Origin of the sequence: Neofamilia massiliensis, assembly GCF_001299475.1 — a bacterium.
In the GTDB taxonomy this organism is placed as follows: domain Bacteria; phylum Bacillota; class Clostridia; order Tissierellales; family Peptoniphilaceae; genus Neofamilia; species Neofamilia massiliensis.
Window position 1 is genome coordinate 848,844 of record NZ_CYUJ01000002.1, and the last position, 17,705, is coordinate 866,548.

The 17,705-nt window shown below is 29.2% G+C and carries 16 protein-coding genes; 15 read left to right on the forward strand and 1 reads right to left on the reverse strand.

Going from position 1 to position 17,705, the window contains the following annotated elements:
* The first annotated feature begins 3 nt into the window (after nt 1-3).
* The 15 genes from BN2667_RS04115 to BN2667_RS04185 all read left to right on the forward strand — a co-directional run bounded on the left by BN2667_RS04115 (nt 4) and on the right by BN2667_RS04185 (nt 17,176).
* On the forward strand, nt 4-729 hold the full coding sequence (locus tag BN2667_RS04115; RefSeq protein ID WP_054252051.1) for a segregation and condensation protein A: 726 nt from the start codon (nt 4-6) through the stop codon (nt 727-729).
* Nucleotides 722-1,237, forward strand: a complete 516-nt coding sequence (scpB, locus tag BN2667_RS04120; protein WP_054252052.1) for an SMC-Scp complex subunit ScpB — start codon at nt 722-724, stop codon at nt 1,235-1,237. Before BN2667_RS04115 ends, scpB begins: the two co-directional genes overlap by 8 nt.
* A 2-nt stretch (nt 1,238-1,239) precedes the next feature.
* A complete protein-coding gene (locus BN2667_RS04125; RefSeq protein WP_054252053.1) occupies nt 1,240-1,959 on the forward strand; it encodes a pseudouridine synthase in 720 nt (239 codons plus the stop codon).
* Nucleotides 1,949-2,518, forward strand: a complete 570-nt coding sequence (mnmM, locus tag BN2667_RS04130) for a tRNA 5-(aminomethyl)-2-thiouridylate-methyltransferase MnmM (protein ID WP_054252054.1) — start codon at nt 1,949-1,951, stop codon at nt 2,516-2,518. Before BN2667_RS04125 ends, mnmM begins: the two co-directional genes overlap by 11 nt.
* A 1-nt stretch (nt 2,519) precedes the next feature.
* Nucleotides 2,520-3,368, forward strand: coding sequence for a MurR/RpiR family transcriptional regulator (locus BN2667_RS04135; protein ID WP_054252055.1), 849 nt, complete (start codon nt 2,520-2,522; stop codon nt 3,366-3,368).
* Nucleotides 3,355-4,584, forward strand: a complete 1,230-nt coding sequence (locus BN2667_RS04140; RefSeq protein ID WP_054252056.1) for a BaiN/RdsA family NAD(P)/FAD-dependent oxidoreductase — start codon at nt 3,355-3,357, stop codon at nt 4,582-4,584. Before BN2667_RS04135 ends, BN2667_RS04140 begins: the two co-directional genes overlap by 14 nt.
* An 18-nt stretch (nt 4,585-4,602) precedes the next feature.
* Nucleotides 4,603-5,259, forward strand: coding sequence for a (d)CMP kinase (gene cmk, locus BN2667_RS04145; protein WP_054252057.1), 657 nt, complete (start codon nt 4,603-4,605; stop codon nt 5,257-5,259).
* Nucleotides 5,252-5,827: a lysophospholipid acyltransferase family protein gene (locus BN2667_RS04150; RefSeq protein ID WP_054252058.1), complete on the forward strand. Its 576-nt coding sequence runs from the start codon at nt 5,252-5,254 to the stop codon at nt 5,825-5,827. Before cmk ends, BN2667_RS04150 begins: the two co-directional genes overlap by 8 nt.
* Nucleotides 5,817-7,925 (forward strand): bifunctional 4-hydroxy-3-methylbut-2-enyl diphosphate reductase/30S ribosomal protein S1, encoded by a 2,109-nt coding sequence (locus BN2667_RS04155; RefSeq protein ID WP_082380185.1) that lies wholly within the window; start codon nt 5,817-5,819, stop codon nt 7,923-7,925. The genes BN2667_RS04150 and BN2667_RS04155 overlap by 11 nt, the downstream gene beginning before the upstream one ends.
* Before the next feature lie 61 nt (nt 7,926-7,986).
* A complete protein-coding gene (miaB, locus tag BN2667_RS04160; protein ID WP_054252059.1) occupies nt 7,987-9,351 on the forward strand; it encodes a tRNA (N6-isopentenyl adenosine(37)-C2)-methylthiotransferase MiaB in 1,365 nt (454 codons plus the stop codon).
* Nucleotides 9,348-11,957 carry a DNA mismatch repair protein MutS gene (mutS, locus tag BN2667_RS04165; protein WP_054252060.1) on the forward strand — a complete coding sequence of 870 codons (2,610 nt, stop codon included), beginning with the start codon at nt 9,348-9,350 and terminating at the stop codon, nt 11,955-11,957. Before miaB ends, mutS begins: the two co-directional genes overlap by 4 nt.
* On the forward strand, nt 11,950-13,830 hold the full coding sequence (mutL, locus tag BN2667_RS04170) for a DNA mismatch repair endonuclease MutL (protein WP_054252061.1): 1,881 nt from the start codon (nt 11,950-11,952) through the stop codon (nt 13,828-13,830). The genes mutS and mutL overlap by 8 nt, the downstream gene beginning before the upstream one ends.
* Nucleotides 13,820-14,761, forward strand: a complete 942-nt coding sequence (gene miaA / locus BN2667_RS04175) for a tRNA (adenosine(37)-N6)-dimethylallyltransferase MiaA (protein ID WP_054252062.1) — start codon at nt 13,820-13,822, stop codon at nt 14,759-14,761. The genes mutL and miaA overlap by 11 nt, the downstream gene beginning before the upstream one ends.
* Nucleotides 14,758-16,047, forward strand: a complete 1,290-nt coding sequence (locus tag BN2667_RS04180; protein ID WP_054252063.1) for a methionine gamma-lyase family protein — start codon at nt 14,758-14,760, stop codon at nt 16,045-16,047. Before miaA ends, BN2667_RS04180 begins: the two co-directional genes overlap by 4 nt.
* Before the next feature lie 163 nt (nt 16,048-16,210).
* On the forward strand, nt 16,211-17,176 hold the full coding sequence (locus tag BN2667_RS04185) for a tyrosine recombinase XerC (protein WP_054252064.1): 966 nt from the start codon (nt 16,211-16,213) through the stop codon (nt 17,174-17,176).
* A gap of 101 nt (nt 17,177-17,277) precedes the next feature.
* On the opposite strand, the gene BN2667_RS04190 is transcribed toward BN2667_RS04185, so the two are convergent.
* Entirely contained in the window at nt 17,278-17,667 is a 390-nt protein-coding gene (locus tag BN2667_RS04190) for a hypothetical protein (protein WP_154865145.1), read from the reverse strand.
* Between the last annotated feature and the right edge of the window lie 38 nt (nt 17,668-17,705).

Genomic DNA, 17,705 nt, shown 5'->3' on the forward strand with positions numbered 1-17,705 from the left:
AGTATGAAAGATAAAATTAAAATTAACATCGATAATGTTTATGAAGGTCCAATGGACTTACTTTTAAGCCTTATTAAAGACAATAAGATTGATATATATGATATTCCTATCTCATATATAACTGATGAGTTTATAAATAAAATAGGGCAGATGTCTTTTGAGAATTTAGATTCATTTTTAGATTTCTCACTTATGGCATCAATACTATTACAAATTAAGTCTAAAATGCTTCTTCCAAAATTTGAAGAAGATGACGACGAAGAAGATCCAAGAAAAGACCTTGTTGATAGATTAATTGAATACAGGTATTTTAAAAATATAGCAACTATTTTAAAAGATTTTAATGAGCAGGCTAATAAGAAAATTTTGAAACAATCTGAAGACTTGACAATACTTGCCTTAGAAGAAAAAATTGACTACAAGGAAGTTACAGCAAATAGATTAGCCTCAGTCTATTCAAGACTTTTGTTTAAAAAATCTATTAAAGAAAAAGAAATAGTTTTTGATATAGAAGAAGACAAATACACAATAGAGGCTTGTTTAGACATACTTTATACAAAAATAGAAAACTACAATAAATTTTATTTTAAAAATCTTTTTGATAGCGACAGCACTAAGTTAGAAATAGTAACTTATTTTTTAGCCTTGCTAGAATTAATGAAACTAAAAAAAATCAAAGTAAAACAAAAAGATGAAGAGATAAAAATCGAAAGGATTGCCAATGCCTGATATAAAAAAAGTAATTGAAGCAATATTATTTGTTGCAGGAGAGCCTGTTAATATAAATTCTCTTAGTAAATCATTAAAAACTTCAAAAGAAGAAATTAGCTTTGCAATTAATAGTCTTATAGAAGAAAAATACAATAGAGATAATTCTGGTATTATTATTAATAAAACTAATGATGAAATAACTTTTTCTACTAATGAACGTTATTTTGATATTATTGCAGAATATTTTAATTATGATAAGCAAAAAGAACTAACTAATGCTGCTTTAGAGGTTCTGTCAATAGTTGCATATAAGCAACCTATTACAAAGTCAGAGATTGACTTTATCAGAGGCGTAAAATCAGATCATATTATTTCTAAACTAGTTAACGATGGTTTTATTTATGTATCAGATAAGTTAGATGCTCCAGGAATTCCAAATCTCTATAGCACAACAAATAAATTCTTATTAAAGTTTAATCTAGAATCGTTAGATGATCTTGAAAAAGTAGATATAAAAGGAGAATAACTTTGAGACTACAAAAATATCTAGCCCACTGTGGAGTTGCTTCTAGAAGACAGGCAGAGCTAATTATAGCTAAGTCGAGAGTTAGCGTTAACGATGAGATAGTTACAGATCCAGCTCGCGATGTAAGTGACCAAGATCTGGTAAAAGTAGATGGTAAACTTATAAAGCTAAATAAAACTTATAAATATTATTTATTAAACAAGCCTCTTGGAGTAGTTTCAACTGCTAGTGATGAAAAAGGACGTTTAAATGTAATTGACTTAATTAATTCAGACAAACGCCTATATCCAATTGGTAGACTTGACATGGATACTACAGGTATAATTTTAATTACAAATGATGGAAAGCTTACACAAATACTAACTCACCCTAAATATGAATTATCTAAAACATATATAGCCAAGGTCAAGGGCAGACCAAATAAAACTAGCTTAAATAAATTGAGAAGTGGTTTATATATTGATGGTAGAAAAACAAAAGAGGCCCAAGTAAGGATTCTAAATACTTATCCCAATGAAACATTAGTTGAGATAAGTATTCAAGAAGGACGAAATAGACAAATTAGAAAAATGTTTGATGCCATAGACCATCCTGTTGTTTCTTTAAAGAGAATTAAAATAGGTGAAATTGAAATCGGTGGATTAATGGTTGGAGACTATAGAGAATTAAATAAAGAAGAAATGGATTATATTAATCAAATTAAAAATAATAATGAAATATAGACTAGGAAATGTTCATCAAATTGTGGACTTAATAATTAGAAATTATCTTAAAAAAGGATCAATTTGTGTTGATGCAACTTTAGGTAATGGCAAGGATAGTTTAAAAATATATAAAACTTTAGACGGAGATTGCAAGATTTATTCTTTTGATATCCAAGACCAAGCAATTATAAAGTCCAAAAAACTCTTTGCTGAAAATAAAATTAATGAATATAAAATAAAAATTATAAATGATAGTCATGAGAATATATACAATTATATTCATGAACCAGTTGATTTTTTTATTATGAATTTAGGTTATCTTCCAGGTGGAAATAAGGATATAACTACAAATTATAAGTCTGTAAAAATATTTTTAGATAAAATTACTTTAATTATGAAAGCAAAGTCTTTTGGTCTAATAATATTTTATCCTGGTCATGAAAAAGGCATGGAAGAGTATATAGAAATTTCAAAATATCTATCAGACTTAGATCAAAATAAATTTAATGTAAGTAAAATTGAACAAATGAATCAAAAGAATCAACCTCCTTTGGTTGTAATGGTAGAAAGGTTGTAAAATGGAAAATATATTATATTTAATAAATGAAAAATACGATAATCTAAGTAAGATGCATAAAAAGCTAGCAGATTACATTTTAAATAATAGTGAAAAAGCTATTTTAATGCCAATAAGTGAGTTGGCAGAAGAAAGTACTGTTAGTGAAGCAACAATAGTTAGGTTTACTTATAAATTAGGATACTCTGGCTATAAGGAGTTTCAAAAAGCCTTACTTGATTCAATCAAATACTCTTTGACAACTATACAAAGACTAGATGTTTCTAAAGATTTATCTGACAATAAGCTTATCCATTCACAAGTAAATAGTGATGTAAATGACATAAATACAACATTTTCTCAATTAGATCCAAAGGTAATAATTGATGCTGCAAAATTAATCGATGAATCAGATAGGATATTTATATTTGGCCTACGTACTTCTAACTTGCTTGCCCAATATCTTGCCCAATATTTAAGAATGATGGGTTTTGATATTGTGTTAGTTGAAGCAACTAGAATGGAACCCTTTGAATACTTAGTTAATATGACTGAAGACGATCTTTTGCTTTGTCTATCCTTCCCGAGATACTCTCAAAGGACTATCCAATGTATAAAGTCAATTTATGACAAGGGCTATAAGATTATAAGTATTACAGATTCAGAAACTTCTCCTGTTTATAAGTTTTCAAAAATATCTTTAATAGCCAGATCAAGTATGAATAGCTTTTTCGATTCTTTAGTATCTCCTTTGGTTCTTGTAAATACTTTATTACAAGCCCTAAGTGTTGTGACAAAAAGAAATGTAAAAGCATCATTTACTGCTTTAGAAGAATTTTGGGAAAAGAATTCTACTTATGAAAAAATATGATTTAATAATTGTAGGCGGAGGTGCAGCAGGAATGTTTGCTGCCTTTGCTGTCAAAGAAAAGAATCCTTCTGCAAAAATATTACTTATAGAACAAAATGAAAAATTAGGAAAAAAAATTTATATAACAGGAAAGGGAAGATGTAATGTAACCAACGCTTGTGATATAAGTGAGTATTTTGACAACATAAAGACCAATCCAGAATTTCTATATTCGTCCCTTTATACTTTTACAAATGAAGATACGATGAATTTTTTTCAAAAACAAAATGTGCCATTGAAAATTGAAAGAGGTAATAGAGTTTTTCCAAAAAGCGATAAGTCTAGTGACATAATAAAGGGCCTTGCTAGGTCTATCAACAATGCAGATATTCATTTAAATGAAAAAGTTGAAAAGATAGACAAGTTTAATGGTTATTTTAATGTTTCAACCAATAAAAATAAATATGAAAGCCCAAAATTAATTATTGCTACTGGCGGGCTCTCTTATCCTGCAACAGGTTCTACTGGAGATGGCTATAACTTTGCAAAAGCCTTTGGCCATAAAATAATGGAACTCAAACCTTCTCTATGTCCAATAATTTTAGATGACAATAACTTGTCAATGGTAACAGGTCTTACTGTTAAAAATGCTGAAATTACTGTATATATAAATAAGAAAAAAGAAATTTCTTATTTTGGAGATTTTCTATTTACTCATAGAGGAATTTCTGGACCTATAGTTTTAACCCTTACAGATTTTATTAACGACTATCCAGATAAGGCTATTGAACTTTATTGTAATTTTAAACCAGCAGTGGATATTAAAGAATTAGAAGAAAGATTACTGAAAGACATTGATAAAAATCCTAAAAAAGAATTGAAGTCTATTTTAAAAAATTATTTTCCTGAATCGCTTGCCGACTATTTACTAGCATCAGCTAAAATAAATCCAAAGTTGAAATTACACGAAATAACAAAAGACTTGAGAAAAAATATTTTGAACTTAATGACATCATACAAATTTTCTTATAAAAATATAGCGCCTATAAGCCAAGCTATTATTACAAAAGGTGGAGTTTCAACACTTGAAATCAATCCATCTACAATGGAATCTAAAATAGTTGATGGACTTTATTTTTGTGGTGAAATAATTGATGTAAATGGTTTAACAGGTGGCTATAACTTACAAATTGCATTTTCTACAGGATATTTAGCTGGAAAATCTGTTTTTGAATAAAAATAAGGAGTGTATGTTATGCAAATTGCTATTGATGGACCTTCAGCAGCAGGAAAAAGTACTTTAGCGAAAAAATTAGCAGAAAAATTAAATATAGAATATTTAGATACAGGAGCCATGTACAGGACTTTGGCCTTGTATTTTTATGAGGAAAATTTTACAAATTTTGATGATGAAGAAGAATTAAAAGTTTTCCTTTCTAAAATTAAAATTGATGTTAGAAATAATAAGTTTTATTTATTTGATAGAGATGTAAGCCAAGATATTAGGGAAGAAGAAATAGGTCTACTTGCATCAAAAATTTCATCTTACCAAATTATTAGAAGTTTTTTAGTAGAAAAACAACAAGAAATTGCAAAAGGAAAAGACATTGTAATGGATGGCAGAGATGTAGGAACTGTTATATTAAAAAATGCAGACTTTAAGTTTTATTTAACTGCAGATGTTAACAAGAGAGCTCAAAGACGTTATAAAGACTTGTTAGTTAAAGATCCTAACGCTGATTTTAACAAAACCTTAGAAGCCCTAAAAAAAAGAGATCACGATGATATGACCAGAGAGCATTCACCTCTTACAAAGGCTACAGATGCTATTGAAATAGATACTAGTCATTTAACAATAGATGAAACTATTGATGAATTTTTGAAAGTAATCAGAGGAACTTGTAATGTATAGATTTTTAAGACCTATAGCTAAGTTTTTTATTAAGATTTTTTATAGCCTAAATATAAATGGATCATTTGAAAACTTAGATGATAATTATATAATCTGTGCCAACCATGGAAGTGCTTTAGATCCAATATTTTTAGCTGTCACCTTTGACGAACCAATAAACTTTATGGGCAAAAAGGAACTTTTCAAAAGACCTTTATTAGACAAGTTTTTTAAATCGTTAAATGTCTTTCCTGTAGATAGACAGGAAAATGATATTAAGGCTTTAAAAGAAGGGGTTAGAAGATTAAAAGATGGGAAAATACTTGGAATATTTATAGAGGGCACACGGGTAGAAGGCTATGACCCAACCAACGCAAAAGCTGGACCAATTTTAATCGCAAACCTTGCCAATAAAAAAATTCTTCCAGTAAAAATTGATACTAGCTATAGAATTTTTTCTAAAGTTGATATAACAATTAGGGAACCATTTACTATTGACAAGGCTTTTTTAAAGGAAAATAAGGATACAGGCTATCAAGCTTTAGCCGAAGAAGTGCTATATAAAATTTATAAGGGTGATGAATATTAATATTTTACTTGCAGACACATACGGATTTTGTTTTGGTGTAAAAAGAGCAGTAGAACTAACTGAAGAAACTCTTGCAAAAGAAAAATCTGTCTATATAGATGGCATGCTCATACACAATGAAGATGAAGTTTCAAGACTTTCGAGCTTAGGACTTAAAGAACTGGATTCTTCAATCCAAGACGGAGACACTTTGATTTTAAGAACTCACGGAAGTCCAGTGGAAAAAAAAGAAGCTTATGAAAATAAATACAAAGTAATTGACACAGTTTGTCCCTATGTTCAAAGGGTTCACAAAATTGTAAAAGAAAATTGTGACAAAAAAGTTGTTATTTTTGGTAAAAAAAATCATGCTGAAGTAATAGGCATTAATTCCAATATAAATTATAAGGGGATAGTTATAGAAACAGAAAAAGACTTAAATAACAATTTAAATAACTTTAATAATTTAGCAGACGAAATTGTTATAGTATGTCAAACAACTTTTAAAGAATCTACTGCTGATAAATTTTTAAAAATTTTAGATGAAAATAAAATAAATTATAATTTTTTTAATACTATTTGTTCGGCTACAAGAAAACGCTCAAGTGCCGTTATTGACCTTGCAAAAAAATGCGATTGTCTAATTATTTTAGGAGATAAGAAAAGTTCTAATTGCACAAAGCTATATGAATATGCTAAAATATATTGTGACCAAGTATATTTTATAAATCGCATTTCAGAGATAGATATTTTTGAAATTATGTTATATAATAATATTGGTATAATCGCAGGTGCTTCAACACCTGATTGGATAATTAAGGAGGCTATTGAAAAGATGGAAGATATGAACAAGAATGAAATGATGGAAGCTATTGAAAGCTCCTTCACAAGAATCAAGAGAGGTGATATTCTCAAAGGAACAGTACTTTATGTAAATGATTCTGAAATAACTGTAAATATTAATTACAGGGCTGATGGAATCATTAACAGAGACGAAGTATCTGACGATCCTACTATAAGTCCATCTGACTTATTTAAGGCAGGAGATGAAATCGAAGTTTATGTTCTAAAGATGGATGATGGAGACGGTAACGTTTTATTATCACATAAAAGAGTGCAAAGACTTAAAAATTGGGATGTTGTCGAAGAAAAATTCAACAATGAAGAAATTGTTGATGCTATTGTGAACGAAGTTACAAAGGGTGGCTTAAAATGTGAAGTCGAAGGACTTAATGCTTTCATGCCAGCATCTCAAGTGTCAATAGGATATAAAAAAGATTTATCTGTGTTCTTAGATGAGGTTTTAGCTTCAAAGATAATTGATTTTAACAAAGATAAGAGAAGAATTATTCTTTCTAGAAAAGTTGTTGAACAAAAAGAACTTGATGCTTTAAAAGAAGAAATTTATTCTAAGATTCACGTAGGTGATGTAATAGAAGGAACAGTACAAAGACTAACAAACTTTGGTGCTTTTGTAGATATTGGAGGAATTGACGGACTAATCCACATTTCTCAACTTTCTTGGCAAAGAGTTAAACATCCTTCAGATGTTGTTCAACCAAACCAAAAAATAGAGGTTCAAGTTTTAGATATTGATCCAGAAAATGATAGAATTGCTTTAGGCTTAAAACAATTAACTAAAGAACCTTGGGAAGTTTTTGTTGAAAACAACAAGGTTGGAGATATAATCAAAGGTAAGATTGTAAATCTTTTAGATTTTGGTGCTTTTGTTAAACTTGATAGTGGAGTAGATGGTTTACTACACGTTTCTCAAATAGCTAGAGAACATGTTGAAAAACCAAGTGATAAGCTTGAAATCGGTCAAGATGTAGAAGTAATGATTACTGAAATTGACGAAGAAAATAAAAAAATTAGCCTTTCAATTAAAGAAATTGAAAGAAAAAAAGCTAGAGAAGCTAGAGCTAAAGAAAAAGCTGAAAAATCTGAACAAGTTGAAAATACTACAGAAGAAAAGGTATCATCAACTACAACTAATGAAGTAGTTAAAGAAGATATGCCTAAAAAAGAAAAAGTAGAAAATGTTGAAAAACAACAAGAAGATAATAGCTTTGGTATTAACCTTGCAGACCTACTAAACAAAGAAGATTTTGACGCTTAAATTAATTTAAATCAAAATGAGGACTAGATAAAATCTAGTCCTTTTTAGATAAAGAGGATATATGTTAGACAATAAATATAATGAACTAGTTAAAGAAATAATACCAAAAAACAGCAAATATGCCATTAGAACATATGGCTGTCAAATGAATGAACATGACTCTGAGCAGGTTGAGTTTTTTTTAAATAATTTGGGCATGGAGAAAGTAGAAGACTATAATGAAGCTAATTTTATAATTATAAATACATGCGCCATTAGGGGAACTGCTGAAAATAAAGCTCTTGGTTTTTTAGGAAGTTTAAAAAACTTAAAGAGACAAAATCCAAATTTAAAAATTATAGTATCTGGCTGTCTGCCAAAAGTTGATGGTACATTTGAAGATTTAATCAAAAAGAATAGACATATTGATATTTTAATCGGAACAAGCAATTATTTAAGCCTTCCAGAGCTTATTTATAGGTCATATTACGAAGATAAGACTATTGTAGATATAAGTGATCAATATGATTTAAACAGCGCAGAATTGAATTATAACAGGATGTACAAGCACAAGTCTTTTGTCAATATTATGTATGGCTGTAATAATTTCTGCTCTTATTGTATAGTGCCCTATACTAGGGGGAGAGAATATTCTAGAGAAATAACTGATATTGTTAAGGAAATTGAAGGCTTGGTTCAGGATGGGGTTAAAGAGGTTACGCTTTTAGGCCAAAATGTTAACTCTTATGGCAAGTCACTTACAAACAAAACAGACTTTCCATCTCTCCTTAAAGAAATTAATAAAATTGAAGGCCTTGAACGTATTAGGTTTATGACATCGCATCCAAAGGATTTTTCTGATGACCTTATTAAAGCCTATGCTGACTTAGATAAGCTTAGCAAACAGCTACATCTTCCTGTTCAATCTGGTTCAAATAAGGTTTTAAAGGAAATGAATAGAAAATATACCAGAGAAGCATATTTAGAAAAAATAAACAAGGTCAAAGCACTTGATATGGATATTTCTTTATCTACTGATATAATAGTAGGTTTTCCAGGAGAAACAGAAGAGGACTTTGAAGATACTTTAAACCTAATAAAAGCTGTAGAATATGACTCTATATTTACATTTTTATACTCACCAAGAGAGGGAACTCCAGCAGCTAAAAGGGAAGACCAAGTTCCTCATGAAATAAAAATGGAAAGATTTAATAGGCTAATGGACCTAACTAACGAAATTGCTTACAAGAAAAATTTAAAATACAAAGATACAGTTGTAAAAGTTCTTGTTGATGAAGTTTCAAAAAACAACCCCGAATACTTGTCAGGAAGAACAGATGGTTTTAAAACTGTAAACTTCGCAGGAGATCAAGATTTGATAGGAAAAATTGTTGATGTAAAAATAGAAAAAGTTGGTACTTTTTCACTTGATGGAAAACTTGTATGAAAAATATAGATTATGAAAAATTAACACCAATGATGAAGCAATATGTTAAAACAAAAGAAGATTACCCTGATTCTATACTGATGTATAGACTTGGGGATTTTTATGAGATGTTTTTTGACGATGCACTCTTAGCTTCAAAGGTTTTAAATATTGTTTTAACTGGAAGAGATGCAGGACAAGATGAAAAAATTCCAATGTGTGGAGTACCTTTTCATGCTGCAGATAACTATATAAATAGACTTATAAATAATGGTTATAAGGTAGCAATTTGTGAACAGCTAGAAGATCCTAAAGAAGCCAAGGGCATAGTAAAACGAGGAGTTACTAGGGTTATTACTCCTGGAACTAATTTACAATTTTCTGATACAGATAGGGAAGTAAACTATCTAGCTTCTGTCTATTCTACAGCTAATTCCTCATCACTTGCTTATATTGATTTTTCAACTGGAAATCTGTATTTTTCATTTTATGACCTAGCCTTTAATAAGGCTGACCTATTAAAAAATCAACTTGGAATTTTAGAAATAAAAGAGCTTTTAATAAACGATGAAAATTTAGATGTCTATGATTTAGTTAATAGCAAAAATATTTTATTAAATATAAGACAAGTTAAGACTCTAGATGGATCTTTATTTAATGAATTTATTTCTATGTTAGAACTAAGTAATAGCATTAAAGAAATAATTGATACTAATCCAGTTGTTAAGCTAGCCTTATTTCAGCTTTTTGATTATTTAAAGGAAACTCAATTTAATCAAATATCACATGTTCGTAGAATTCACTATGTTGACTTTAACTCTTTTATGACCTTAGACAAGCATACACTTTATAGTCTGGATATTTTTTCAGAAAATGAGAAAAAAACAGAAGGCACACTTTTCCATTTACTAGATAAAACTAAAACAGCTATGGGATCTAGAAAACTTAGATATTTTTTAGAACATCCATTAATATCAGCTAAGGAAATTCAAAAGAGATTAGATTTTGTAGAATCGTTAAATAATGATTTTGCTGTTTTAGCTGAAATTAGAAATATATTAACCGATATTTATGACATTGAAAGGGTTATGGTTAGAATAACAGGGAACTCTAATAGTCCCAAAGATATGGTTCAATTAAAAACTTCTTTTAAAGACTTAGATAAGCTTTATAAAAATCTTTTATCTTTTAATACTCAAATCTTAGGCGATATTGAATCTTTAAAATCATTAGAGGATATATATATATTATTAGATCAAGCTCTTACTGAAGACCCACCTTATTCACCAAAGGAAGGCGGAGTTATAAGAGAAGGATTCTCTCAAGACCTAGATTTATTAAAAAACACTTCTATAAATTCAAAAACCTGGATTGTCGATTATGAAAGAGAATTAAAAGAAAAAACTGGAATTAATAAATTAAAAATAAAGTATAATAAAATCCTAGGCTACTTTATTGAAATTTCCAATTCCTACCTAGACAAGGTTCCTGATTATTTTATTAGAAAGCAAACTCTTGTTAATTCAGAAAGGTTTTTTACTAAAAAGCTTAAAGATACTGAAATGCAAATTTTAAATTCTAAGGATAAAATTAACGCCTTAGAATTTGAAATATATGAAGATATTAGGCAGAAAATTTTAAGTCGCTATGACCTTATATTAAATATGGCTGACTTAATTGCAAATATTGACGTTTATTCTAACTTTGCCTATATTAGCAATAGATATGACTATATAAAGCCAACTATATCAACAGATAATAATCTTTCTATAGAAAATGGCAGACATCCAATAGTTGAACAAAATGTAGATATATTTATAGATAATGATACTTTAATAGAAAGAGATAAGAATTTTATTATATTAACTGGTCCTAATATGGCAGGGAAGTCAACCTATATGAGACAACTTGCATTAATTTCAATAATGATGCAAATTGGATCTTTTGTGCCTGCTTTTTATGCAAAATTGCCTGTTTTTGACCGAGTTTTTACTAGAATTGGAGCCCATGACAATCTCTATATGGGTGAGTCTACATTTATGGTAGAAATGAAAGAAATGGCTGATATAATTAATAACTCAACAGAAAACAGTTTAATTATATTAGACGAAGTAGGTAGGGGGACTTCTACCTATGATGGTCTATCTCTAGCCAAGGCTTTAATTGAATATATAATTACTGAAATAAAAGCTAAGACAATTTTTGCTACTCACTTCCATGAATTAGTTTATCTTGAAGAAAAGTATCAATCTATAAAAAATCAAACTATGGAAGTCAGTGAAAAAGATGGAGAAATAAAATTTCTTCGTAAGGTAATTGATGGCTCTTCTGACAAATCTTATGGTATTCACGTAGCTACCCTAGCAGGAATTAAAAGGCCAATTATTTTTAAAGCAGGAAAATATTTAGATGATTATGAAAAGAATTTTGGGCCAGTAAAACAACTTTCTATAGCCATAGATGAAGAAGATTCTTATAAAGACAATATTTACCTAGAGAAACTAGAAGACAATTATAGTTATTTAAAAGATGCTATTACATCTTTAGATATTAACTCAATGACACCTATAGATGCTATAAACAAACTTGTTGAAATAAAAAATATGGTTAAGGATTTAGATGACTAAAAAAATACAAGCATTATCAAATGATACAATTATAAAAATTGCAGCAGGTGAAATGATAGAAAATCCTGCTTCTATAATAAAGGAATTAGTAGAAAATTCCATTGATGCTAGTGCAGATAAAATTTCTATAGAAATTAAAGACAATGGAGCCAGCTATATTAGGGTAACTGACAATGGTAGTGGCCTAAGCAGAGAAGATCTTAGTCTTGCTTTTAAAAGACACACTACATCAAAAATTAGGTCTATTGAAGAGCTGGATGAAACACTAACATTAGGCTTTAGGGGAGAGGCTTTATCAAGTATAGCCTCTGCTTCTGATGTAACAATTATATCAAAGACACCAGATGATAAGTTAGGTTTTATGGCAAAAATTAACCACAATGGAGACATTGTAGAAATAAATGAAATTGTTGCTAATATTGGGACAACTATTATTTGCGAAAACTTATTTGAAAATATACCTGTTAGAAAGAAATACTTGGCTAGCAAAAATTATGAAATAAAAAAGACCAATGATATTATTACTAGACTATCTCTTTCTAACCAAGATATTTCTATTGACTATATTAAAGATGATAAGTTAATTTCTAAAACTAATAAAAATAATTCCTATTTAAACAACATATTTTCTATTCTTGGAAAAGATGTATCAGAAAATCTTATTCCTATAGATTATCAGGGCGAAAGTTTTTCTTTAAGAGGTTATGTTAGCAATAATAGACTTTATAGGTCTAATAGGTCTAATCAATTTATCTTTGTCAACAACAGGTCAATTAATGACTTAAATTTATCAAAGTTAATTGAAAAAGAATATACATCTTTAATACCTTTAAATAGATATCCAGTTTATATTTTATTTTTAGATATTAATCCAAGGCTTATTGATGTAAACATTCATCCAAAAAAAGATATAGTAAAATTTTTAAATCTAGAAGAAATAGAAGTCCAATTAGAAGATATTATAAAAAAGACTCTAAAGCCAAATTTAAAGATTTATGATTTTTCAGAAGATGTAAAAGAGAAGGAAAAATCAATATTTGAAACTTATTCAACTTTGAATTTAAAAGATATAAAAGATGAAGACCATAATAGTTCATCTATAGTATTTAAAGACTTTACTGGTGCAGTTGCTGATAGTGAAAATTCTTACAAAGCAGAAATTTCTACTAGCGACAACGTTGATAGGTCAATTGAAAATACTATTGAGTTAGAAAATAATAACCCAGAACAAGTTTATCTGCTTGACAAGTCAAATGATGATGCTTCTGGATTTCATTTATTTCCAAATGGATATAGGTATATTGGCCAACTTTTTTTCCAATATTTACTATTAGAAGATAACAAGGACAAGGTTTTATTTATAATAGACCAACACGCAGCCCATGAGAGAATAAATTATGAGAGATTGCTTAGGGCTTATGATGACCACATGATTCAAGTCCAGCAATTAATTAGTGGATATGTAGTAAACCTTACGGCAACTGACCATGAAATAATAATTGGACTTAAAGACACATTAATGGATATAGGCTTTGAAATAGAAGATTTTGGAGATAATAGTATAATTATAAGAACTATACCAGCATATTTAACTGATATTAATCCTGACAGGTTAATTAGAGAAATTCTAGACACTTCTTCATCTATTAAGACTAATTATTATGATATAGACCCTTATGTTCTTATGAAAAAAGCTTGTGTTGCTTCAATTAAATCAGGAGATAGAATGTCTGCCCATGATGTCAATGCACTAATTGAAAGATTAGAGCTTTGCAAAATGCCTTTAACTTGTCCTCATGGTAGACCTACCTTAATAAAATATAGTAAAAATAGACTAGATAGGGAGTTTTTTAGAATACAAAATGAAGGATAAAATTCTTATTATAACAGGACCTACTGGAGTAGGAAAAACTAAATGTTCACTTGATATTGCCAAAGAGTTTAACGGCGAAATAATATCTTGTGACTCCTTTCAAATTTATAAGTATTTAAATATAGGAACAGATAAAATAAGAACAGAAGATATGGATGGAGTTGTTCATCATAACCTGGACTTTGTTGATCCAGCAGAAGACTACAATAGCTCCTTATTTAAAGAGAGAACAAAGAATCTAATTAAAGATATCCAGTCTAGAAATAAACTTCCAATTTTAGTTGGTGGCACTGGCTTGTATCTACACTCTATTTTATATGGTTTGGATTTTTCTGGCGGAAAGCCTAATTATGAGCTAAGAAAAAAACTTAATGATGAAATTGAAGAAAAAGGTCTTGAATACTTATACAAGCAGCTTATAGAAATAGACGAAAATATTAAAAACATAGTTGATAAAAATAATAAGCACAGAATAATTAGAGCCCTTGAAATTTATGAAAATACTGGTGACCTTCCATCTAAGCACTTAGAAAATTTTAGAGACCAAAAGGCTGCCTATGATTTTTTATATATAATTATTAACCAAGATAGACAAAAACTATATGAAAACATTAATAGTAGGGTAGACCAAATGTTTGATGAAGGCTTGGTCCAAGAAGTTGAAGGACTATTAGATCAAGGATTTAATTTTGATTTAAAGTCTTTTAAGGCCATAGGTTATAAAGAATTTAAAGATTATTTTTATGGTGAGTCTAGTCTGGATGAAGTTAAAGAAAAAATAAAACAACATTCAAGAAATTATGCAAAGAGACAGTTAACTTGGTTTAGAAGGGTAGAGGAAGCCAAGTGGATGGACAAAAGCCTTTATAAATCTGAAGAAGAATTTTATAAGGCTCTAACAAAAGAAATAGGAGAATTTCTAAAAAAATGAATTTGCTTAAAAAATATTTAAAAGAAAATTATCATATTGACGAAAAAATTTATGATTTAGTTTCAGATACAGAACAAACTTTAGTAGACAAATATTTAGAATTAGACGAAATAAGGACTATAAATCAATATAAGATTATGCAAGCATTTAATAAAAATATGCTTAGTGCTGCTGATTTTTACTGGACAACAGGCTATGGCTATGGAGATATTGGAAGAGATAAGGTAGAAGATATTTATTCTGATATTTTTAATACTGAAGACTCTCTCGTGAGGCCTGCTATAGCTTCAGGGACTCATGCTATAAACTTAGTCTTATCAGGCTTATTAAAGCATGGAGATGAGCTAATAGAAATTTCTGGCACTCCTTATGATACTTTAATGGATGTAATCGGATGCGGTGATGAGGACAATGAAGGATCTTTAATTGCCAATGGAATTAAATACTCTGAAGTAGACCTAGTTAATAATAAAATTGACGTAAAAAGTGTATTAAAGAAAATTACTCCTAGGACGAAAGTTTTAGCTATTCAAAGGTCAACTGGCTATAGCGACAGGAGAGCCCTTACAATTGATGATATGGAAGTAGCAATCAAAGAAATAAAAAATGTTTATCCTAATATTATTATTTTCGTGGATAATTGTTATGGAGAATTTACAGATATTAAAGAACCTACAGATGTTGGTGCAGATATAATTGCAGGTTCATTAATAAAAAATATAGGTGGGGGAATTGCCTATTCTGGCGGCTATATAACAGGGAAAAAACGCCTAGTCCAACTTGTTTCCAGAAGACTTACTGCTCCTGGATTGGAAAAAGAAGTAGGCCTATCCTTTGGAACAACTAGATCAACCTTACAAGGCTTATTTTTAGCTCCACTAGTTGTTAATCAGGCTATGAAAGGCGCTACATTAATGGGCAAGGTTTTTTCAGATTTAGGATTTAGAGTGGTTCCACATTTTGACGATAAAAGATCTGATATTGTTCAGGCCATTCAATTAAATAAAGCAGATCTCGTAGAAATATTTTGTAAGTGTATTCAAGAAGCGTCTGCAGTAGACTCTCATGTTACGCCAGTTCCAAGTCCAATGCCAGGATATAACAATGACATTATTATGGCAGCTGGTGGTTTTGTAGATGGGTCATCAATAGAAATGAGCGCAGATGGACCCTTGCGAGAACCATATTTTGTTTATTATCAAGGTGGTCTTACAATAGACCAAATTAAGTTAGGAATTTATTTGACTTTAAATGAATTTCTAAATAAAGGATTCATTAATATTTAAATAAAGCTTGCTGGTGGATTAAAATAAAATTCTAGATTTTAAGTTAAATACCATCTAATTATTTTAAAACACCAGGAAAGTAGTAGTAAAAGTTTTAAATGACAAGTAAAATAATTTACTCAATGTCGTATAATAATAATTATGCGACATAATTGGAGGGAAATTGAGAAATTTAATAGTAACTGATTGGATCAAGTATTTAGAGTCTATTAAAGAAAACTCTTCAAATACGATTAGATCTTATGAGTTGGATGTGATACATTTTTTACAATTTCAAAAACACAGATATTTTTTATCAGATAAATCTTTAGATGAAGTGCCTAACATAGATATCGCTGATATTGATGAAGACTTTATAAAAAAAATTAATGTTAGAGATATTATTGCTTATATAAATTATACTGATAAGGTTCTTGAAAACTCAGCACCTACCAGGTCTAGAAAACTTTCATCTCTTAGAAGCTTTTATAATTATCTGCATAAAATCATTGCCTTAGTTGACGATAATCCTATGTCTTTAATCGATGGTCCTAAAATTCCTAAAAGACTTCCTCACTATTTAGAATTAGAAGAAGTCAAAAATTTATTAGAGGCTATTTTAAAAAATGAGGATCCTTATTATAGGTCTAGAGATTATGCTATAGTTATGATGTTTCTAAATACAGGTCTTAGGCTTAGCGAGCTTGTTAACTTAACCTTAGGCCATATACAAAGAGATGACTCTCTTATAAAAGTAATTGGTAAAGGTAATAAAGAAAGATCTATTTATTTAAACGATTCAGTCAAAGAAGCTATTGATGGATATCTAAGTCTTAGGCCTGAATCAGAACTTGAAAATATATTTTTAAACAAAGCTGGTAGTGATTTTTTAGGCCAAAGAGGAATTCAACATATGCTGAATAAATATTTAAAGGAATGTGGCTTAGCTCATAAATATTCACCTCACTCTTTGAGACATACAGCAGCAACTTTGCTCTACCAGTATGGAAATGTAGATATAAGGACCCTCCAAGTAATTTTAGGCCATGAAAGTGTATCTACAACTCAGATTTATACTCATGTATCTGACAAACAAGTGAAATCAGCTTTAAAATCAAATCCTATAAAAGATTTGGATTTAGACATATAATTCCATTAATATTTATTTTTAAAACCTTAAAATGCATTTAAACGCTAAAAAATCCTGGGTGAATTTACTAATAATTCTAATTCCAGGATTTTTTATTTATTTTATATGCTTTTTGGTAATTTTATTATTTGGCCTGATTTAATGTCACTTCCGCCATTTAAATCTACAACTATATCAACAACATCTCTAAAGTTTATATAAATAGGTTTAGAAATTTGATTATAATTTTCTTCTACAAGTTTCCATATTGAATCGCCAGACTTTACGTAGACAATAATATATTCTTCATCTTGGACTTTATTTGTAGCATATACTAGCGCTTGACTAGCAAAATTATTGAATTGAATAATATCATTTTCTGATACTAAATTTAATCCTAGGTTCATTGTTAGTAAAAATAATATTAATCCGGCAATTCTTAATTTATATTTAAATTTTAAATTTTTCATTTTTTCAATCCTTTCGAATAATTGTTCGGAACGTTTGTTCATTTATAATAATACCAGAACACTCGTTCGCTGTCAACTAT